The sequence below is a fragment of the Candidatus Uabimicrobium helgolandensis genome (genome assembly GCF_041508025.1).
GTDB lineage: Bacteria > Planctomycetota > Uabimicrobiia > Uabimicrobiales > Uabimicrobiaceae > Uabimicrobium > Uabimicrobium helgolandensis.
In genome coordinates this window covers 6,848,156-6,864,808 of sequence record NZ_CP165719.1, presented here as the reverse complement: position 1 = coordinate 6,864,808, position 16,653 = coordinate 6,848,156, and the positions used below count along the sequence as shown (strand labels likewise).

Annotated in this window: 9 protein-coding genes; 5 read left to right on the top strand and 4 right to left on the bottom strand. The window is 33.7% G+C overall.

Features of this window, described 5'->3' with window-relative positions:
• Position 1: 1 nt before the first annotated feature.
• The gene (locus UABHE_RS25515; RefSeq protein WP_372366136.1) at positions 2-391 is read right to left on the bottom strand and encodes a hypothetical protein; all 390 of its coding nucleotides are present in this window, start codon (positions 389-391) and stop codon (positions 2-4) included.
• Between the two features lie 103 nt (positions 392-494).
• Positions 495-992: a hypothetical protein gene (locus UABHE_RS25510; RefSeq protein ID WP_372366135.1), complete on the bottom strand. Its 498-nt coding sequence runs from the start codon at positions 990-992 to the stop codon at positions 495-497.
• Between the two features lie 392 nt (positions 993-1,384).
• Here UABHE_RS25510 and UABHE_RS25505 point away from each other — a divergent pair, with 392 nt between their 5' ends.
• The gene (locus UABHE_RS25505) at positions 1,385-2,611 is read left to right on the top strand and encodes a serine hydrolase domain-containing protein (RefSeq protein WP_372366134.1); all 1,227 of its coding nucleotides are present in this window, start codon (positions 1,385-1,387) and stop codon (positions 2,609-2,611) included.
• A 197-nt stretch (positions 2,612-2,808) separates the two neighbouring features.
• Here UABHE_RS25505 and UABHE_RS25500 read toward each other — a convergent pair whose 3' ends face one another.
• Positions 2,809-6,984: a protein kinase gene (locus UABHE_RS25500; RefSeq protein WP_372366133.1), complete on the bottom strand. Its 4,176-nt coding sequence runs from the start codon at positions 6,982-6,984 to the stop codon at positions 2,809-2,811.
• Between the two features lie 223 nt (positions 6,985-7,207).
• Between UABHE_RS25500 and UABHE_RS25495 the strand changes: the two genes are divergently transcribed.
• From UABHE_RS25495 to UABHE_RS25480, 4 genes are all read left to right on the top strand, one after another.
• A complete protein-coding gene (locus tag UABHE_RS25495; RefSeq protein WP_372366132.1) occupies positions 7,208-7,435 on the top strand; it encodes a hypothetical protein in 228 nt (75 codons plus the stop codon).
• A gap of 315 nt (positions 7,436-7,750) precedes the next feature.
• The gene (locus tag UABHE_RS25490; protein WP_372366131.1) at positions 7,751-10,555 is read left to right on the top strand and encodes a hypothetical protein; all 2,805 of its coding nucleotides are present in this window, start codon (positions 7,751-7,753) and stop codon (positions 10,553-10,555) included.
• A gap of 266 nt (positions 10,556-10,821) precedes the next feature.
• Positions 10,822-13,641, top strand: a complete 2,820-nt coding sequence (locus UABHE_RS25485; protein WP_372366130.1) for a DUF4836 family protein — start codon at positions 10,822-10,824, stop codon at positions 13,639-13,641.
• A 482-nt stretch (positions 13,642-14,123) separates the two neighbouring features.
• Entirely contained in the window at positions 14,124-15,461 is a 1,338-nt protein-coding gene (locus tag UABHE_RS25480; protein ID WP_372366129.1) for a cytochrome P450, read from the top strand.
• Between the two features lie 315 nt (positions 15,462-15,776).
• Here UABHE_RS25480 and UABHE_RS25475 read toward each other — a convergent pair whose 3' ends face one another.
• A complete protein-coding gene (locus UABHE_RS25475; RefSeq protein WP_372366128.1) occupies positions 15,777-16,496 on the bottom strand; it encodes a hypothetical protein in 720 nt (239 codons plus the stop codon).
• Positions 16,497-16,653: the final 157 nt, after the last annotated feature.

The window sequence follows — 16,653 nt, the reverse complement described above, 5'->3', positions numbered from 1 at the left end:
CCTATTCAAAATGAAAAGAAATATTATTTGGGGATTCTGTTTCAATAAGAACAGGTGCAAAAACCCATTCATAGTTAGCTAAAATAATTTTTCCAGCAGGAAATTTTTTTGTTATCACCGTGTCATGAGTTCCTGAGTACCCTTGTATTTCGACTTTTATATTTGTTTTCTGCCATTTTGAGAATTTATCGATGTTTTTAGACATAATTAAGCGAAAGATCGATATCTTTTTTTTGGCGTTTACAATAAGTGTTTTTTTACAGTGGCGTGGAACCTGAATTAAATACATTCCTTCTAAGCGCGAATCATCAGAAAAATTAATGTATATACGGTCACTAAAAATATATGTATTTTTGGTGTATTTTACCAGTTTACTATTTTGTAAAGACAAGTAATTTTTAATAGTATAAAAAGGGTATACTCTATACCTATACCAACTAGCTCCTAATATAAATCCAATTAAAAATAGAAGTATTGAGAAGTATTTCTTGAGATTATTTGTCATAGCGATAAAAAAAATTAAAACCTTTAATCGATTCTAATTTTATGTCCAGTAGTATAGGTGATAAAAATCTTCGAGATGGTTTTAGTACTGTAATTCCGGGAAGAAGTTGTTTTTTCGCCACAGTGATGTAACTTTCCCAAGGAGTTAATACTTCTACAGAAATATTTGTTTTTTGCCAACTATCTGGTAATTTTGTTTGTGGGAATAGCATGTAGATAGTTAATTCTGTCTGTGTATAAATCACTAAATTTTTAGTGCAGTATGTAGGTATTTGTATTACAAATAAATCATCGAATACACGATTATTCGATTGATTAACAAACAATTCGTTTTTAAAAAAAGAAGTATCTTGAGTATATCGTTTGATTTTATGTTTTTGTGAAAAAATTTCAATGGGAAAAAGCCGATAGTGATACCAATAAATTCCCAACAAAAAACCACAAACAACAACAAACATATTAAAAATAATGTTATAGTATCTATTCATTTTTTAGGTTCTCTGAAGACGACATTAAAAATGAAATATCAATAAATGACACAATTAAGTTGTGCATTTTTGTTTACTGAAGAAATGTAGAATGAAATAATGGTGATTATAATTCACTGCCGGCCTTTGTAATTATTCTTGATAAATTATTAGATATATTAACATAGAAGAATCTATTTTGCATAGTGCTTTCTAAGCGACTTAACAAAAGTTACTAGGTTGTTTAGGCGAAAATATTTAGTCACTGGATAGAAAGGAAAGAAAAGCATTTGTATTTCAACAACTAAGTGACCTGTCAAAAGCAGTTACTTATTGAATGTAGAGCTTTAAATTTCTACTTTTTTTAGATCATTTAGATAATGTGATTATTGAATACAGTTGCTTTTGTACATATGAAAAAAATATCAATATTGATTTTTTGTCTTTGTAGTGTTCTGAGCCAAGATTTTTCTTCTAGCATGGGTTTATCTCCTCAAAGACTAGAGAAATTAGAACAAATTCTTGGGAAATACATTCAAGAACAAAAAATTTCAGGGATGTCTACAATGATAGCGCGTCGCGGAAAAATTGTGCATTTTAAGCACCAAGGGGTTGCAGAAATTGGCGGCCGCAAAATGCAAGATGATACTATTTTTCGTATATACTCAATGAGTAAACTAGTTACCAGCGTCGCAGTTATGATATTACATGAAGAGGCTCACTTTCAGTTATACGATCCTGTTTCTAAGTATATACCTCAATTTAAAGATCTTAAGGTTTTTGTTGCTGAAAATGAAGCAGGTATACAAGTAGAAGACATGGAGCGCGAACCGACTATTCGTGATTTACTAACTCATACTGCAGGGTTGACTTATGGATACTTTGCTAGCTCACCTGTAGACACAATGTATGTAGATGCAAAAATACTTGACCGTAATACTTCTCTTAAAGGGTTTGTTGATAAACTTACTAAAATGCCTTTAAAACATCAGCCTGGAAGTAAATGGGAATATAGTATCTCTATAGATGTTCTAGGATATCTTATCGAAGTAGTTTCAGGTCAAAAATTTGATGTTTTTCTAAAGGAACGAATATTTGAACCTCTAGGAATGAATGATACCGATTTTTACGTGCCCGTAGATAAAATCGATCGCTTTACTGTACTTTATACATCGAAAGATGACAAAATAGTTCCTTTTGATTCGCGCATTGGTTATTTTAGTTCCGTTCCTGCATTTCTCTCTGGGGGCGGTGGTTTAGTATCTACGGCAAAAGACTATATGAATTTTTGCACCATGCTTTTACAAAAGGGCAAATTTAAAGACAAGCAAATACTAAGTCGCAAAACGGTTGAATTTATGATGCTGAACCAATTAAACACCGAACAACTTCCTTATGGAACAAGAAGAAAAATGTGGGGTTACGGATTTGGCATCGGAGGTTCAGTAATGCAAGACCCAGCACTCGCACATACCATAAGCAGCAAAGGAGCATTTCAATGGGCAGGAGCTGCAAATACATTTTTTGTTATCGATCCTAAAGAGCAACTTGTTGCATTAATGTTTACCCAGTTTTGGCCTTTTTCAAATGAGTTAGGTGAAAAATTTCGTACACTTGTTCAACAAACAATTGTAGAGTAGTCGTTGTGTATCCCTTTCCAGGATTTCATTCACCTACTGTTGATTTAATAACTAAATATCTATTTTGCCATTCTGGCTAAATCAGGGATCCAAACGGATTAAAATAGCCCAAATCCGGCGAGAAAGATTTTCATTAGTAAATTTCTTTCGGTCAACAGTAGTCTGTTTTTCTTTGGGTTCAATAACGCAAACCATACTTATTTGTTTACCTCGTATAGCGTTAATTTTTGTAAATAATTCACCACTCTTTCTTTATCACCTTCATTTAAGTTTTTGGTACTAATTTTAAAAGCGGTAGGAACTGACATTTTTCTGTATAGTTGGAAATATACGTGGTCAAAAATTTGGCGTGCACATTTCCATAAACCTAAATTTGCGTATATTCGCCCTGTCTTAAGAAGGTATACTATGTCTTGCTTAAGGATTATGTTTTTCGGTGGGATTCCAATAAGCTGATTAATGAGTCGTTGTTTTTCTTCAGATTGCATTGTTGTGTCTTCGCAATATATTTCTGCCAATTGAAGACGTGCAAGATCTATTTGGAAAATATGGTTTTTGTCGTGTGGTAAATTTAAAATTATTCGTAGTTTTTTGATCGCCGCGAGTATTTTTCCTTCACTAAGAAGAATACATGCTTTTTCAAATAGATATTTTATATTCTGTGGATCGAGTTCTAAAGCGTGTTCAATACAATTATGCATCTTAGATCGCGTTACGTTACTTTTCTTTATCGAGTCGAGTAGTTGATTTAAGTAACGATAATAATGACCTTTAGGAGAGTGCGTTGCCAGCATATCTGAAAATAAGTGTAAACGAAATTCCATAGAGTTATATATTGACTGTGCTAACTGTTTTCGATGTACTGCACTTTTTTTCTTATATCTTGTAAAGAGCTCATAACGCTCTTGTTCAGAAGCATATGTATATTTCGCTGTTAGTGCATTTTTTTGAATAATTGAATTTTTAGATCGAACATATTTGTTGATTAGTTGTTTTTTCTGTTTAGTGTTCCACTTATCAGCGATTTTTCGATTATAAGCGTTTACAAAAAAATTAGTCATGCGATGGTTGTAAGTTTGGACTATGTTATGTACAATTCCGTATTTTTGAGAACACAAGCTACGAATGATATGAGCTTTTGCTTGGACATTTTCTGTTTTTATTGTTTCCAGCATATGACAACCAAGAATAGCTGATAAATAATAAACTGCCATTTTGTAGTGTGGGTGATAATTTTTTTTACTTACTTGTTGTAAGTGGTCACGAACATAATCAACATTTTTCAAAATACGAGGAATATTGTTAACGAAATGTTCTAGTTCTTGCATATTTTGATTTTTGTTAACTAAGAAAAACTTGTTGTTTACTACACAAAAGTAAGCGACAATTTGTACGATAGGATGTTGCTTTTCTGATGTAATAATTTTATGAAGATACGAATGATTAGGATTGTATGTCGCTAACAAGTTGATCGCATCTAATTGTAGAGAACTAACTGACTTTTCTTCTCGAATGCATTCAACTAAGTAATTTGCAAAATTACTTATCTTTTCTACCTTTCCAAAATTGGGTGGGATAGATCTAATCATCGCCAAACGCATTTTTTTCTCTGGCTCTTTCCATCCTTTTACATATTGATTTTGATATTGTAAAAAAGTTTTCTGTACTTTTTTATTATGCCAAAAGCAAAAATGACTAAAGGAGCGATATTTTATTTTTTTGTCATTCATCGATTCTAAAAAAATACCTTCCGCTTTTTTCCACATCTTTGGGGTAACTGTTTGCATTTTGAAAACGAGTTCAGCAGCATAAATACGAATGCTCTTCTGTTTGCTAAATAGCAAACGTTTAATAAGGGGTATCTTGTCTGAATTATCTTCTCCTAGAATATATAATGAACGTATTGCGGCTAATGATATAAAATACGAAGGATTATCCCGTCTTCTAAAATAATCAGCAATAGTACGCCAATCAACTGTCATTAAAGCTTCGCGTAATACAATTGTACAAAGAAGTTTATTCATTGATGAGGAAGGTGAGACAATTTGTTGTTCGAGATAGCGAGATTTTCCAATGAACAACAAAGCTTTTGCTGCGAGATACCGATGTAAAGGCTCTGTGTCTGAGCAAAAAATTTCTTTAATGTTGCTGTAGTCTACTGTGCTATTAGATTCTTCAAATATAGTGCGATGACTGTGTAGGTATAAATGTGCTAATCGGTAGTAGTTAGCGGCATTGATTTCTTTTTTTCTTTTTGCCAAAGATCTGTGTAGAGCATTTTCTATCCATTTGTTTTTCTCAGAAGATAAATTATTTTTTGATAAATAACTTGCGACTTTCTGTTGTAAGTGAGTGTGATGACGTAATAAATTTATATAAACACTCACTGTATTCTCAGAAGAAACAATGTCATTACTTAATTTTATTTGTTGCTTATTGTGTTGCTGACGCCACCACTTCAATTGAATGTAAGCCTCATGATATTTTTTAGCAATGTTTTTCACTTTATTTTCAATAAAATCAGGTCTTTCGATTTTTGCAAAGGTCTGACTATAGTGCAAAATCGCCAAAGAGCAGTCTTTCTGTCTCGTTGCATCAAAATAAGCTAGCTTTAAAAAACTAGACATAGCCGCTATTGGATTAGCAGAACTATATTCAATAGCGCGCATAATGTTTTTATGGGCATCGTTGTATTTTTTCATGTCTGTTTGGACTTTTGCTAGAAGATTATGATATTTTGAATTTTGAGGTTGTAGTTTTATGCATTTTTGTAGATGTGCTTCTGCTTTAACTAAATTGAGACGATCACCTTTTTTAGCAATACTCATTGCTAGATACTCAAAAACTTCCACATTGCGAGGAAGTTTGGATGTTAGAGCTTGCAATATTTTTATTGCTTTTTGTAAATGTAAGGGGATTTGATTTGTTTTGTGTGCTTGAAAATGCGCTTTTGCATGATAGAGTTTAAGAAGAGAAAGGGTGCGATATTGCTCTGATGATATTATTGCTGAAGCTGTTTCTGTTCCTTTAACAAAAGCATTTATTGCTTGCTTGTATTCTTGTGTTCTATAATAAATACGTCCTTGTAAGTAGTAGAAGTCTAAAGCATTTTTTGGTTCAACTTGTTGCGGAAAATATTTTTTGGCTTGTGACCATTCTCCTAAAGTAAAAAACATTTGCGCCATGATCAAGTCTGCATGAGAGTTATTTCGCTTTTTAAAATATTTTTGGTAGTACTTTGATACTAATGACCAGTTTTGTTGTTTGGCATTAGCGATGAGTAAACCAATATACAATTTTTGTCTATGAGTGGCAGTAAGATCTTTATTCGCCAAGGAATTAAAAACATCAAGGGATTCACCATACAGCTCTGCTCCCACTAAGTTAAAAGCATTATTGAGTAGCACTTCGTGGTCCTCTATATCAATTTTTACGTGCTTTTCTGTGGGCCTAACTGTGGCAAAGAATATACCTATGACGACAAGAGGGACAGATGCTAGTAGTAAAAGGAGTTTTGTTTTTTTTTGCCAATAGTATTGCCGCATTTTTATTGGCTTTTTCTCTAAAAAATAGCGCAAATCACAAGCAAAAACACCTGCATTTTGGTAGCGATATTTTTTGTTTTTTTGTAATGCTCTTAAGCATATATATTCTAGATCTTGTGGGATTTTATCATTGATTTCTCTTGGTGGCACAGGGTCTTTACAATTTACTTCTTGTAGAATTTCAATTAAATAACTACTTTTTACAACACGTGTATTACAAATAAGTTCATAAAGAGTTGTTCCAAGTGAATAAATATCAGATCGCGCGTCTAGTGTCTTTATTTCACCATTTGCTTGCTCTGGTGACATATAATGAGCTGTGCCTAGAAATGACCCTGTTTTCGTCAAATCGGAATCTACTTTTAGCTTCTTTGCTAGCCCGAAATCCATTACATAGGGGTGTTTATTTTTATCAACGATAATATTTGACGGTTTGATATCGCGATGGATAATACCTTTTTGATGCGCGTAGTCAATAGCCTCTACTACTTTTTCGAAAATATAAACTCTTTCTACCATTGATAAGTTACCTGATTGAATACACTGGTCGAGTGTTATACCATCAATATACTCCATCACAAGGCATGGCATATTATCAACAATAAAAGCTTCGTATATTTTGAGGATATGAGGATGCTGAACATCAGCCAAGTTTTGAATTTCGCGGACCATTCTTTTTTTTGCACGCATATCGCTGTGGATTGTTACTTTTATTGCGACATTTCTTTTTAATTTCTCATCATAGGCAAGATAAACCGTTCCCATTCCCCCTTTTCCAAGCACCTTTACAATTCTATATTTCCCTAAGTACTTTGGGGTTGAATTCATTTATCTTTCCTTAAAGAAATAGTTTATAATGATTCTAAGAATATGAACTTATTACAACTTGTATTGGTTAAAATTCCAAAAAGAACTTGAATGCAGTATATATTATATGTGTAAGTAAACTAAAATAAAGCTATTTAAGCATTTAGTGAATAGCTCAAGTAAGCTGTTTGATTCATTATGTAGATTATAAACTATAATTGACTTTATTTTTGGATGAGAAAATATGACTAAAATAATTTTAATTGTTTTATTTTTTTGTTATTCCTTAGTTGCGCAAATAGATATTAAAATTGGTGTTAGAAACCCAAATAAACTAGAGACACTTCCTAAATATATCCCTCGTGAGACGCAGTCGTGGCATATGGTACGAAGTAAGGGTAATGCAATGAATTTTAATCATGAAAAATTAGATGTATCAAGCATCACTAGAATATACAAAAGAAACATTTAATGTGATGGAGAAAATGCCATCAGGTAAAAAGAAACAGCACTCGATTAAACCTATAAAATTACTGCTTCATTTTTAAACAGCAACCTAAACACCAACATACCAATTATTCTTCAGAGTGATTACAATTTTGCCATAATAAAAAATTTTAGGTAATTCTAGGAACTTTTGTTTTTTTTTTTATCTAAGTGACCATACGGTCACTTGTAAAATACAACTAAATTAATTAGCAAACAATACTATGCATTTCTCGTATTAACAGCTGTTCAATCGTGAAGTTCTATGTATTATAAGATTGTCACTATCAAGGAACCTTTGATGAAAAAGATTTTTTATCTCCTGGTTTTTTCGTTGTGCGTTTTACAAGCACAAGAAAAAAACATCACCTATAGCAACATTTTTCCTAAAAACAGTCTAGCAGTCATTTCATTTTCCGATATCGAGTTAACAAAAAAACAATTCAAAGAAACTTACCTCTACTCTTTCCTACAAGAACCTGAAATCAAAAAACTTATTACTGAAATCGAAAAACAATACAGTTGGGATAATTTTTCAAAACGACTAAAAATTGCTACAGGACTTTCTTTAAAGGAAAGTTTAGCTATTTTTGCGGGAGAAGTTTCGGTAGCGCTTGTGGATATTCCTAGTGGCTCTGAACCGATCCAAGTGGCGGTAATTATTGACCACAAACAGCACGGAGAAAATGCTCAAAAACTTATTGATTCTCTTATAAAACGCGTTCCGATTGAGAAAGGTAGTTACGATGTTGGCGGGCAGAAAATTTCCTACGTCAAAGGTTTAGAAACAGCTTTACACTACACTTCTGTGGACAATAATTTACTATTTGCAACCACACAGAAATTGATGAGTGACATGCTTACAAATATATCACAGCAAGGCAATCGTCTAAAAGATACACCGCAGTATCAAAAATCATCTACAATATTTGCTAATAGTGCTCTTAGTTATTATTTTGACATGGAAAAATTTTTGCATATCGTTGAAGGCTATATGCCAGTTAAACAAAAAGTAGCTTTGCAATCTATGGGGGTTTTTGATTGGAAAGCGATTTGTGCTTCTTTTGCGATTGACAAACCACATTTTGTATCGCGAATGCGCTTAGTTGCAAAAGGGAACAAGGGTATTAATCGCCTACTACACTTGCAGCCTATTAATCAAAACATAGAAAAAAATATACCTCAAAACAGCGGAGGATGGATCGCAAAAAATGTTAACTGCAGTGAGTTGTGGAGTGAGTTTTTAAGATGTTATAACAACTACGAAAAACAACTTCAACAACAAGGCTATCCTAAAGAAAACTCTTACACCACTTTCTATGATAATATTCGTAAATTTGAAAAGGCTTTTTTGGAAACAACAGTTAGTGAAGCTCTTTCCTCTGTGGGACCACATTATGCGCTATTTCATTTGCCTGACCCTACCGGAGGTTTAATCCCTCGATTAGTTGCGACAGCAAATACAAATAACCCAAAACTTCTTAAAAAAGTTTTAGGAATGTTGTTTGATCTACTTCATTATGAATTTAAAGAGAAAATATACAAAGGCAAAACGTTGTACTACTTATCACGACAAACAACATATCGCGGTAATCCAATTGTTCAAATAAACAGACAACAACGAGAAAATTTGCGCATGCTGCTTGGTACTTTTTCGTTTTATATTGATAACGATCAGATATTTATTACCCGCATCGTTCAAGATTTAATGGATCTAATCGATACACAACAAAGCATGACACCTTTGTCTATTTCAAAGATTTCTCCTGTAAAACAGCACGGCTTGTATAGTTTTTTGCTTTACCTAGATTGGAACGCACTCCTTCCAGCTGTTTACAACACTCTACTCCCTTTTATTCCTTCTTGGGAAGGTGAGATTTCTTCTTTCTTGGGAAGCGATATCAAATCAGTAGATATTCCGCGCATGTCTACTATTGCCAAGTATCTCTCTCCAGTAGTTGGAGGATTTGAGGCAGAGAGTGAACAAGCTACTTTCTCATTGAGAACTAATTTCAATTTTGATTTTTATGTAGCGCAGGGATTGCTGTGGTTACAACTTCGAGATGTTTGGGGACCAGTTACTAGCAAATTTTTTAAAGAACTAGATCAACATTTGCGCGTAAATGAAAAAGTTGTGGAATTAGTAAGTAAAAATCGATTTTATGCTGCTTACCGCAAGTGGGAGTCTTTAGAGAAAACAGCGCATTTTGAATCTTTTCGTCTTATTGCTAAAAATGAAAAATTAAAACTAAAAGAAAAGTACAACGGAGCAACAAGTCAGTTAGTCAATCGTTTGCAAAAATCGTTTAATGGTGCACTAGCAGGGTGGCATGTTACCGGCGATTGGAAATGGCAAAATGAAGAGTTATTTGCAAAAAACGAATCGCCTGACACTTTTTCAGCGGTTATAGGCGAGAATGCTCTAGAGGATTATGTTATTCATTTAGAAGTAAAAGACATCAAGAGTAATTTCCAAATATTTTTTCACTGGAACGAAAGATTTAACGGATCGCCTACTTACAAAAGTATCTCATTTCAGGAACGTAAAGAACAACAAGGAAAGTGGATACCATTAAAATTTAAAATTCACAAAAACCGTATTAGTTACTGGTATGGACTAAAGCACTATGTTGTAAACGCTAACGCGACATCAGGGTTGTTCGGCATCCATTTACCAGCAAATTCTCAAGTACGCATTCGCAACTTGCGCTTACAAGTTGAAAAACAAATACAGCCTGAATATGAAGAGCCTATCGTATATATTCAAGCTAATGATACTGTCGACCCCGTTTTTCAAAACGAAAATACCCAATATTTTTTCACCGTAAAAAACCAAGGTAATAAACAAATAACAAATGCTCATCTACAAGTTGATTTACCTGAAAGCATGCAATTTGTGTCAGCCTCTGGTGCTACCTACAAAGTGATTAAAAACCGAAGTATTGTCTTTGGTCCAGCGGTGATTCAACCAAATAAAACCTTAAAATGTAAGTTAAATGTAAAACTCCTTATTTCTGGTAGTTTTAATGTTCCAGCGACAATTACCTTTGATGATTTGCAAGGGAAAATAGTTGTTACTGAAAGAACACACGTACTAAGCGAATAATTCCATTTGGTTTTATAAAGTGAGAGTTAACACTATTCACTTGTGTTTTTATACGATGCCTATCCTTCGCGAGACTTGAGTGGGCGTAACTCGCAACTATTTTGTTTTTACAAAAGAGATGCATGGGTCTCTCCCGTAGGAGAGAAAAGCTTGCGAAGTAAGCGAAGAGAGCATCGCACTCCATATAATTATGAAATCACGCTTTAAATTAATGGTTTGGGCTGTCGAATGTTTTTTGTCTCATCCGTTACAGAAAAGGTATTTTTATGAATAGAACGATATTTTTTTTCGCATTTTTGATTTGTACCTATGCGCAAGATGTTGTATTTCCCAAAGTTTTTCCCAAAGATACTTTTGCCGTAGTTTCTTGTTCTGACGTTAAAAAGTTGAGCGAAAAAGTTGTTACCACAAATATGTTTAATTTAATTACTCATCCTGAATTAAGCCATTTGAAAAATAATCAAAATTTTTCGAAATTGTTGCGCGATTTTTCTGCAAATTTTGAGTTCGCAAGCAACTTAAACCTACATCAATTGTGGGATTTATTTGCCGGGGAAATATCAGTTGCTTTAACAGATGTTCCAAATGGATCTAAGCCGCCGCAGATGGTTGCTGTTATTCGCATTGCCCACAAGAAAAATCTAGAAAAATTATTGGAACGTGTTACCTCAAAAATACCTGAATGGAAACATGAAATTACTCTTTCGGGTCACAAAGTACAATTTCTAAAAGGATTAGAAAACGCTTACTACTACACGTTGGTTGATGATTATCTTTTTGTAACCACTGGAAAATCATTAATGCAGAATATGCTGAATAACTGGAAAAACCCTAGTAATAATTTACAAAAAAATAGTGAATTTACAAAGTACTACGACAAAGTGAAGCGTCCAAATTCTTTGTTTCTTTATTTAAATGTTGAGCGTTTAGTGAACTCGATTATTCGCCTTTCTGCTGATGGAGGGCTCAAAAACATACTTCAGGCGTTAGGAGTTCGCGATTGGCGAAATTGTGGAATTAGCTTTGCTGTAGATGATGCCAAAATACTAACACAGTTCTATATTAATATTCGCCGTAAAATAGATGCAAAACGCATACTTGATCCATCAAAATTGCTTAAGAAAAGATTTAGTTTTCGCGATTTATTGCGCGAAAAGAAAAAGCTAGAAGATAGATTAAAAAACGCTACACTTCTTGGTAACGCAAGAGGCATTAATGTATTCCTGCCTTCAGGAGAGCTCGATCTTGCGATTAGCAAATTTATTCCTAAAAATACTTGGGGAATGGTTGCTTTGCATTGGGAAATAGCGAAAATTTGGCATGAAATTCATCGAGCGGCAAAAAAAATAGAGCCGCATAGTTACAAAGAAGTGCAAGGTTATCTTCAACAAACAGAACAAACTTTTTTTGGATTCCGTCTCCAAGATTTTTTTGACAGCTTAGGCAGTAACTATGCATTGTTTCATTTACCACAGTCACTACAAAAAATACCACCGCGATTTATTGCAGCAATTGAAATAAAAAAGCACAAAGAGTTTCGCAGTTATATCGAAAATTTTCTGAGTATATATGGCTATAAATTAGTGTCGCGTAGCTACAGGGGACAACAAATTTTTCATATGGAAAGTAAGAAAAATTATTACCATGGAGGTTATGGTCACAGTGAAATTCGAAAAATATTGCGGGTATTATTTGGCAACTTTGCATTTTATAAGGACGGAAAATATCTAGTGTTTAGCCGCTTTCCTCAAAACTTAATGGATGTAATAGATCATGTTGCAGATAAACATCCAGCTTTTGAGTTAGAGTCTTTAGGTAAACTACCGTTTAGTTTTGCTTGTTACATTGATTGGAAGCAGGTAATTCCTCCCGTTTACAGTACCATGTTATCTTTCCCGCACTTTTTGGAAGATAAACTGCGTATTGAAAGTTCTGACCTTCCACGAGCAAGTACATTTCTGGAGTATTGCGATCGCGATGTTATTACTATGCACAACAAACGCGGAGCACTACATGGAAAAATCCATAGTAATTTTGGTGTAGAGCTTCCTTTGTTTGCCCTAGGTTTTGCATTTCTAATAGATGAAATGTGGTCTCCAGGAGTTGATGGTATGATAGACGAATTTCTATATTACCTAAAGGCAAACAAGAAAAGCAGCGAACTAGTCGATAAAAAGCGTTATTACGAAGCACTGCAGTTATGGGAAAAAACATTCTATTTTGAATATTTTCGGCGTATAGCAAAGCAGGAACAAAAGTATATTTCGGGCCTGTATAAGGCCTATCAAACAAAAATACAAAAACAATTACGAAGTCATTTTAACAATTCTCATTTGCAATCGTGGAGAGTAAAAGGAGATTGGCAATTTGAAAACAACATACTAAAAGGACATAACACTTCTTCTTCATATTATAATCCTATTACCGTAACTACTGGAACAGAAGATATGAGCGATTATATACTGTCCTTTGAAGTAAAAGGTATTGAACAAAACATGAACGTCAATTTTCACTGTGACAATAACGACATTGGGAATACTGTAACAATCCCTCAAATAAATGCTCTAAAAGAACGTTGGGTGCCGTGGAAGTTTAAGGTGCATAAAAAGCGAATCACTTATTGGCGAGGTATCAAACACTTAGAGGTTCTTTCAACTAGTGAGTCAGGACGAATTCGCTTTTCTTTACCGCAAAACGCTAAAACCCAAATACGTAATATTAAGTTGCACATACCAAAAAAAATACAGGTAGTACCAGCAAAAAAGCCAGTAATTGTTTTGGAATGCTATGACACAGTAGATCCACTGCCAAAAGGGCAAATAGGAACATTCTGTATTGCGATTACTAACGCTGGAGAAATCCCCGTTGAAAACATATCTGTTATTGTTAAAACATCTTCAAATATAAAATTGAGTAACTTACAGCAAATTCCTACTTTCACCTTGCAATCACAACAATCGAAAACCCATCGTTTTCAAGCAGTAGCTCTTGAAGCGGGAAGCGCTACTTTTGAAGCTTTTGTTCGCTATAAAGGGCAAACAACAAAGATTTTATTGAAAGAATATACTTACGTTAATGAGCGGTAACGACTTGTGCTAACGAAGTTACATTATTATAACTCAAGTTGCGACCTATAAAAGTTGTCATATAATATAGTATTTCTATGTCAGGAAGAAAAATTCAAAAAGTGCTTTTTGTGGAGATACTGATTTTATTCAAAAGATTACTCACAAAAGAATTGAAATTACTTTTGTGAGGTCACTTAATTTCGAGTTAAAGACTGTCTTTTTTATTTTGGCTTTTATTTTTTCCTGTTACTTCTAGGTGGTGACTTGAGTTATTATAGTTATTCTTTTAAGCAAGTCGCAAAAAGTTTTTAAAAAGCACGCAGCTTGCCTTTGAGTATCATAGCGGCGTTGAGCCTTCGGTTACGTAGCTACAGCTATGTGCCTCTCAGGTTGTCCTTCTTTGACACTCAAATTCTACGCTTACTTGAAACGTGCTCAAAAACTTTTGCGACTCACTTAAATGTCGACGCGCACCAGTAAAAGTAATAAGGATTAACAAAATGATAGAAGAGACATTTCCTGGCCCTACTAGGCCTTGGTGGTGGCAAGTATACACTCTTATAAGGAATCCAAGTTATATCAGTAAATGTTTACAAAAATATGGAGATCCTTTTTATTTAATGTTAGAACCCAAAACTCCATTTTTAATTTTTACTGACCCTACAGCGGCGCGCGAGATTTTTACTGCACACTATAATGATGTGTTCGCTGGACCTGTTAGTGAATCATTACGACCTATTTTGGGAAGAGAATCTTTACTGCTTATCGATGGTGATAAACATCTAAACATGAGACGCTTTATGACACCAGCATTTACTGGAAATGCTATGCGCGTTTATGGATCTGTTATTCGAGATACTACTCGAAAAAATACTGAGTTATGGGCAAAAGATTCTCATGTATTTATACAAGGAGTCATGCAAAATATATCATTAGAGGTAATTTTACAAGCGGTTTTTGGCTTAAAAGAGGGGGATCGTTTCCAAAAGTATAAACAGGTACTTGTTGATTATATTTCGGTTTTCAATGGGAAAAATGCTATTTTCCTATACTCTTCCGCATTTCAAAAAGATCTTGGTATTTTTACCCCGTGGGGAAAGTACTTAAAAATGGTCAAAGTAGTAGATGGACTTATATACGAAGAAATTAAACTTCGTAAAAAAAAACCAAATCAACAAGATATTTTTTCACGCCTTTTAGCTATACGCGATGAAAATGGCAATGGTTTGTCTGAGAAAGTTCTACGAGATCAATTACTAACACTACTTCTTGCAGGACATGAAACAACAGCTTCAGCATTAGCATGGGCTTTTTATTGGATTCACCGCGATCCGCAAATTTTAGATACACTATCTTGCGAATTACAACCATTTTGCAATAACTTCGATATCGAATCTATTACAAAGCTACCTTATCTTGATGCGGTATGTCGTGAAACGCTTCGTTTATATCCAGTAATTCCAGCTGTTGGACGTTTACTTCAACGTCCAATGTCTATTATGGGGCATACACTACCAGCAAAAACAAACGTCGTTCTTAGTATTTATCTAATGCATCATCGTCCAGATTTATATCCAGAATCACACCTATTTCGCCCGAAGCGCTTTATTGAGAGGGAATATAATTCGTATGAATACATTCCTTTCGGTGGTGGTGCGCGGCGCTGTTTGGGAATTCATTTTGCTTTTTATGAAATGAAAATTGTATTAGCATATATTTTACTTCATTTCCAGTTAAAATTACGTAGTAACAAACCTATTTCGGCTGTGCGTCGTGGAGTAACTTTTTTACCTGGTGGTGGTGTGCCAATGGTGATAGAAAAGAAAATACATCAATGATTCGTTGTTTAAAACATGTGCTCGTAAAAAACAGTGTTGCTTTGTTCGAGCGTGTCATCATTCAAAAAATAGCAGATGTTTTTAAAACTACGATTATTTGCGATGCCTCCTATTGATTATGTCAGCTGTCCTGCTACGGACTACGTATGTTTCTTTGGATTTGAAAAAAATTAATGCACAACTTTGAAATATCTATAGTTCAGTGTTTCAAATTGAGATTGCGTTTTTTCAGTACTTTTTGATATACGTAAACACCCTTGGAGCATCGCAAATCAACGTAATTTCTACTTTTCTAACTGCTTCTAAACATAGAGTTTACTTTTGTTTTTTTTGTATAGGCTTTTTGACATTGGTAGACTTTTCTAAATAATGAATTTGACAAATGTCTCCATGTATATCTTCACTATCTAACTGCATAACAAAACCTATGTTTGACATACCGAATTTTGCCATAGAAATGGGATATATTTTCCCTTTTTCTACTCTTTGAGAAATAAGAATATCGTCATTTCGGTGAATGAGAAGATGACCATTTGCATAAACAGAAACGCCAAGAATCGTATTGCCAAAGAATTCATGAAACATACGGTTTGCTTTTTTGATTTTTTTATCATTGTTTGTTGGAAAAATAGTAACAGATTTGTCTAAAAATTTAGATTTATTTGGTAGTGAAATATAAATGGCATTTTTTTGATTTTGCTCCATTGTGATAATGCCAAATTTATGAGGAGATAAAGAGATACATTGTGATTCTGTATTTGTTAAAAGAAAAATTTGTTTATCTTTTATCATTGCTCCAAATGCGCCAATTACTTTTTTGTGCGTAATTTCGGTATTTTCATTACTTAGCAGATTTTCTACTGTATAATTTTTTGATAATCCCCAAACGTAAGATAAGACAGAAGCACTATCTCTATGAGAAAACAACATGTCTTTATCTTGAGAAAGCTTTTCTATTTGAGTATAAACTGATTGAATAGAAACGCTTGCATTTATTGTTATTACAAATACAAATAAAAATAGTAGATATTTCATTTTTTACCCTTCAAAAAAATGTGGTCTTGATTTTTTTCATAAAATTACAGATTTTTATTAAAAGCATAGAATCATCGTTTACAAGTAGAACTATGCTACATTTTGTCTTCTATTTCTATATTTGGAAGAAAGCAATTTTTCATCTGAAATTTTAAGA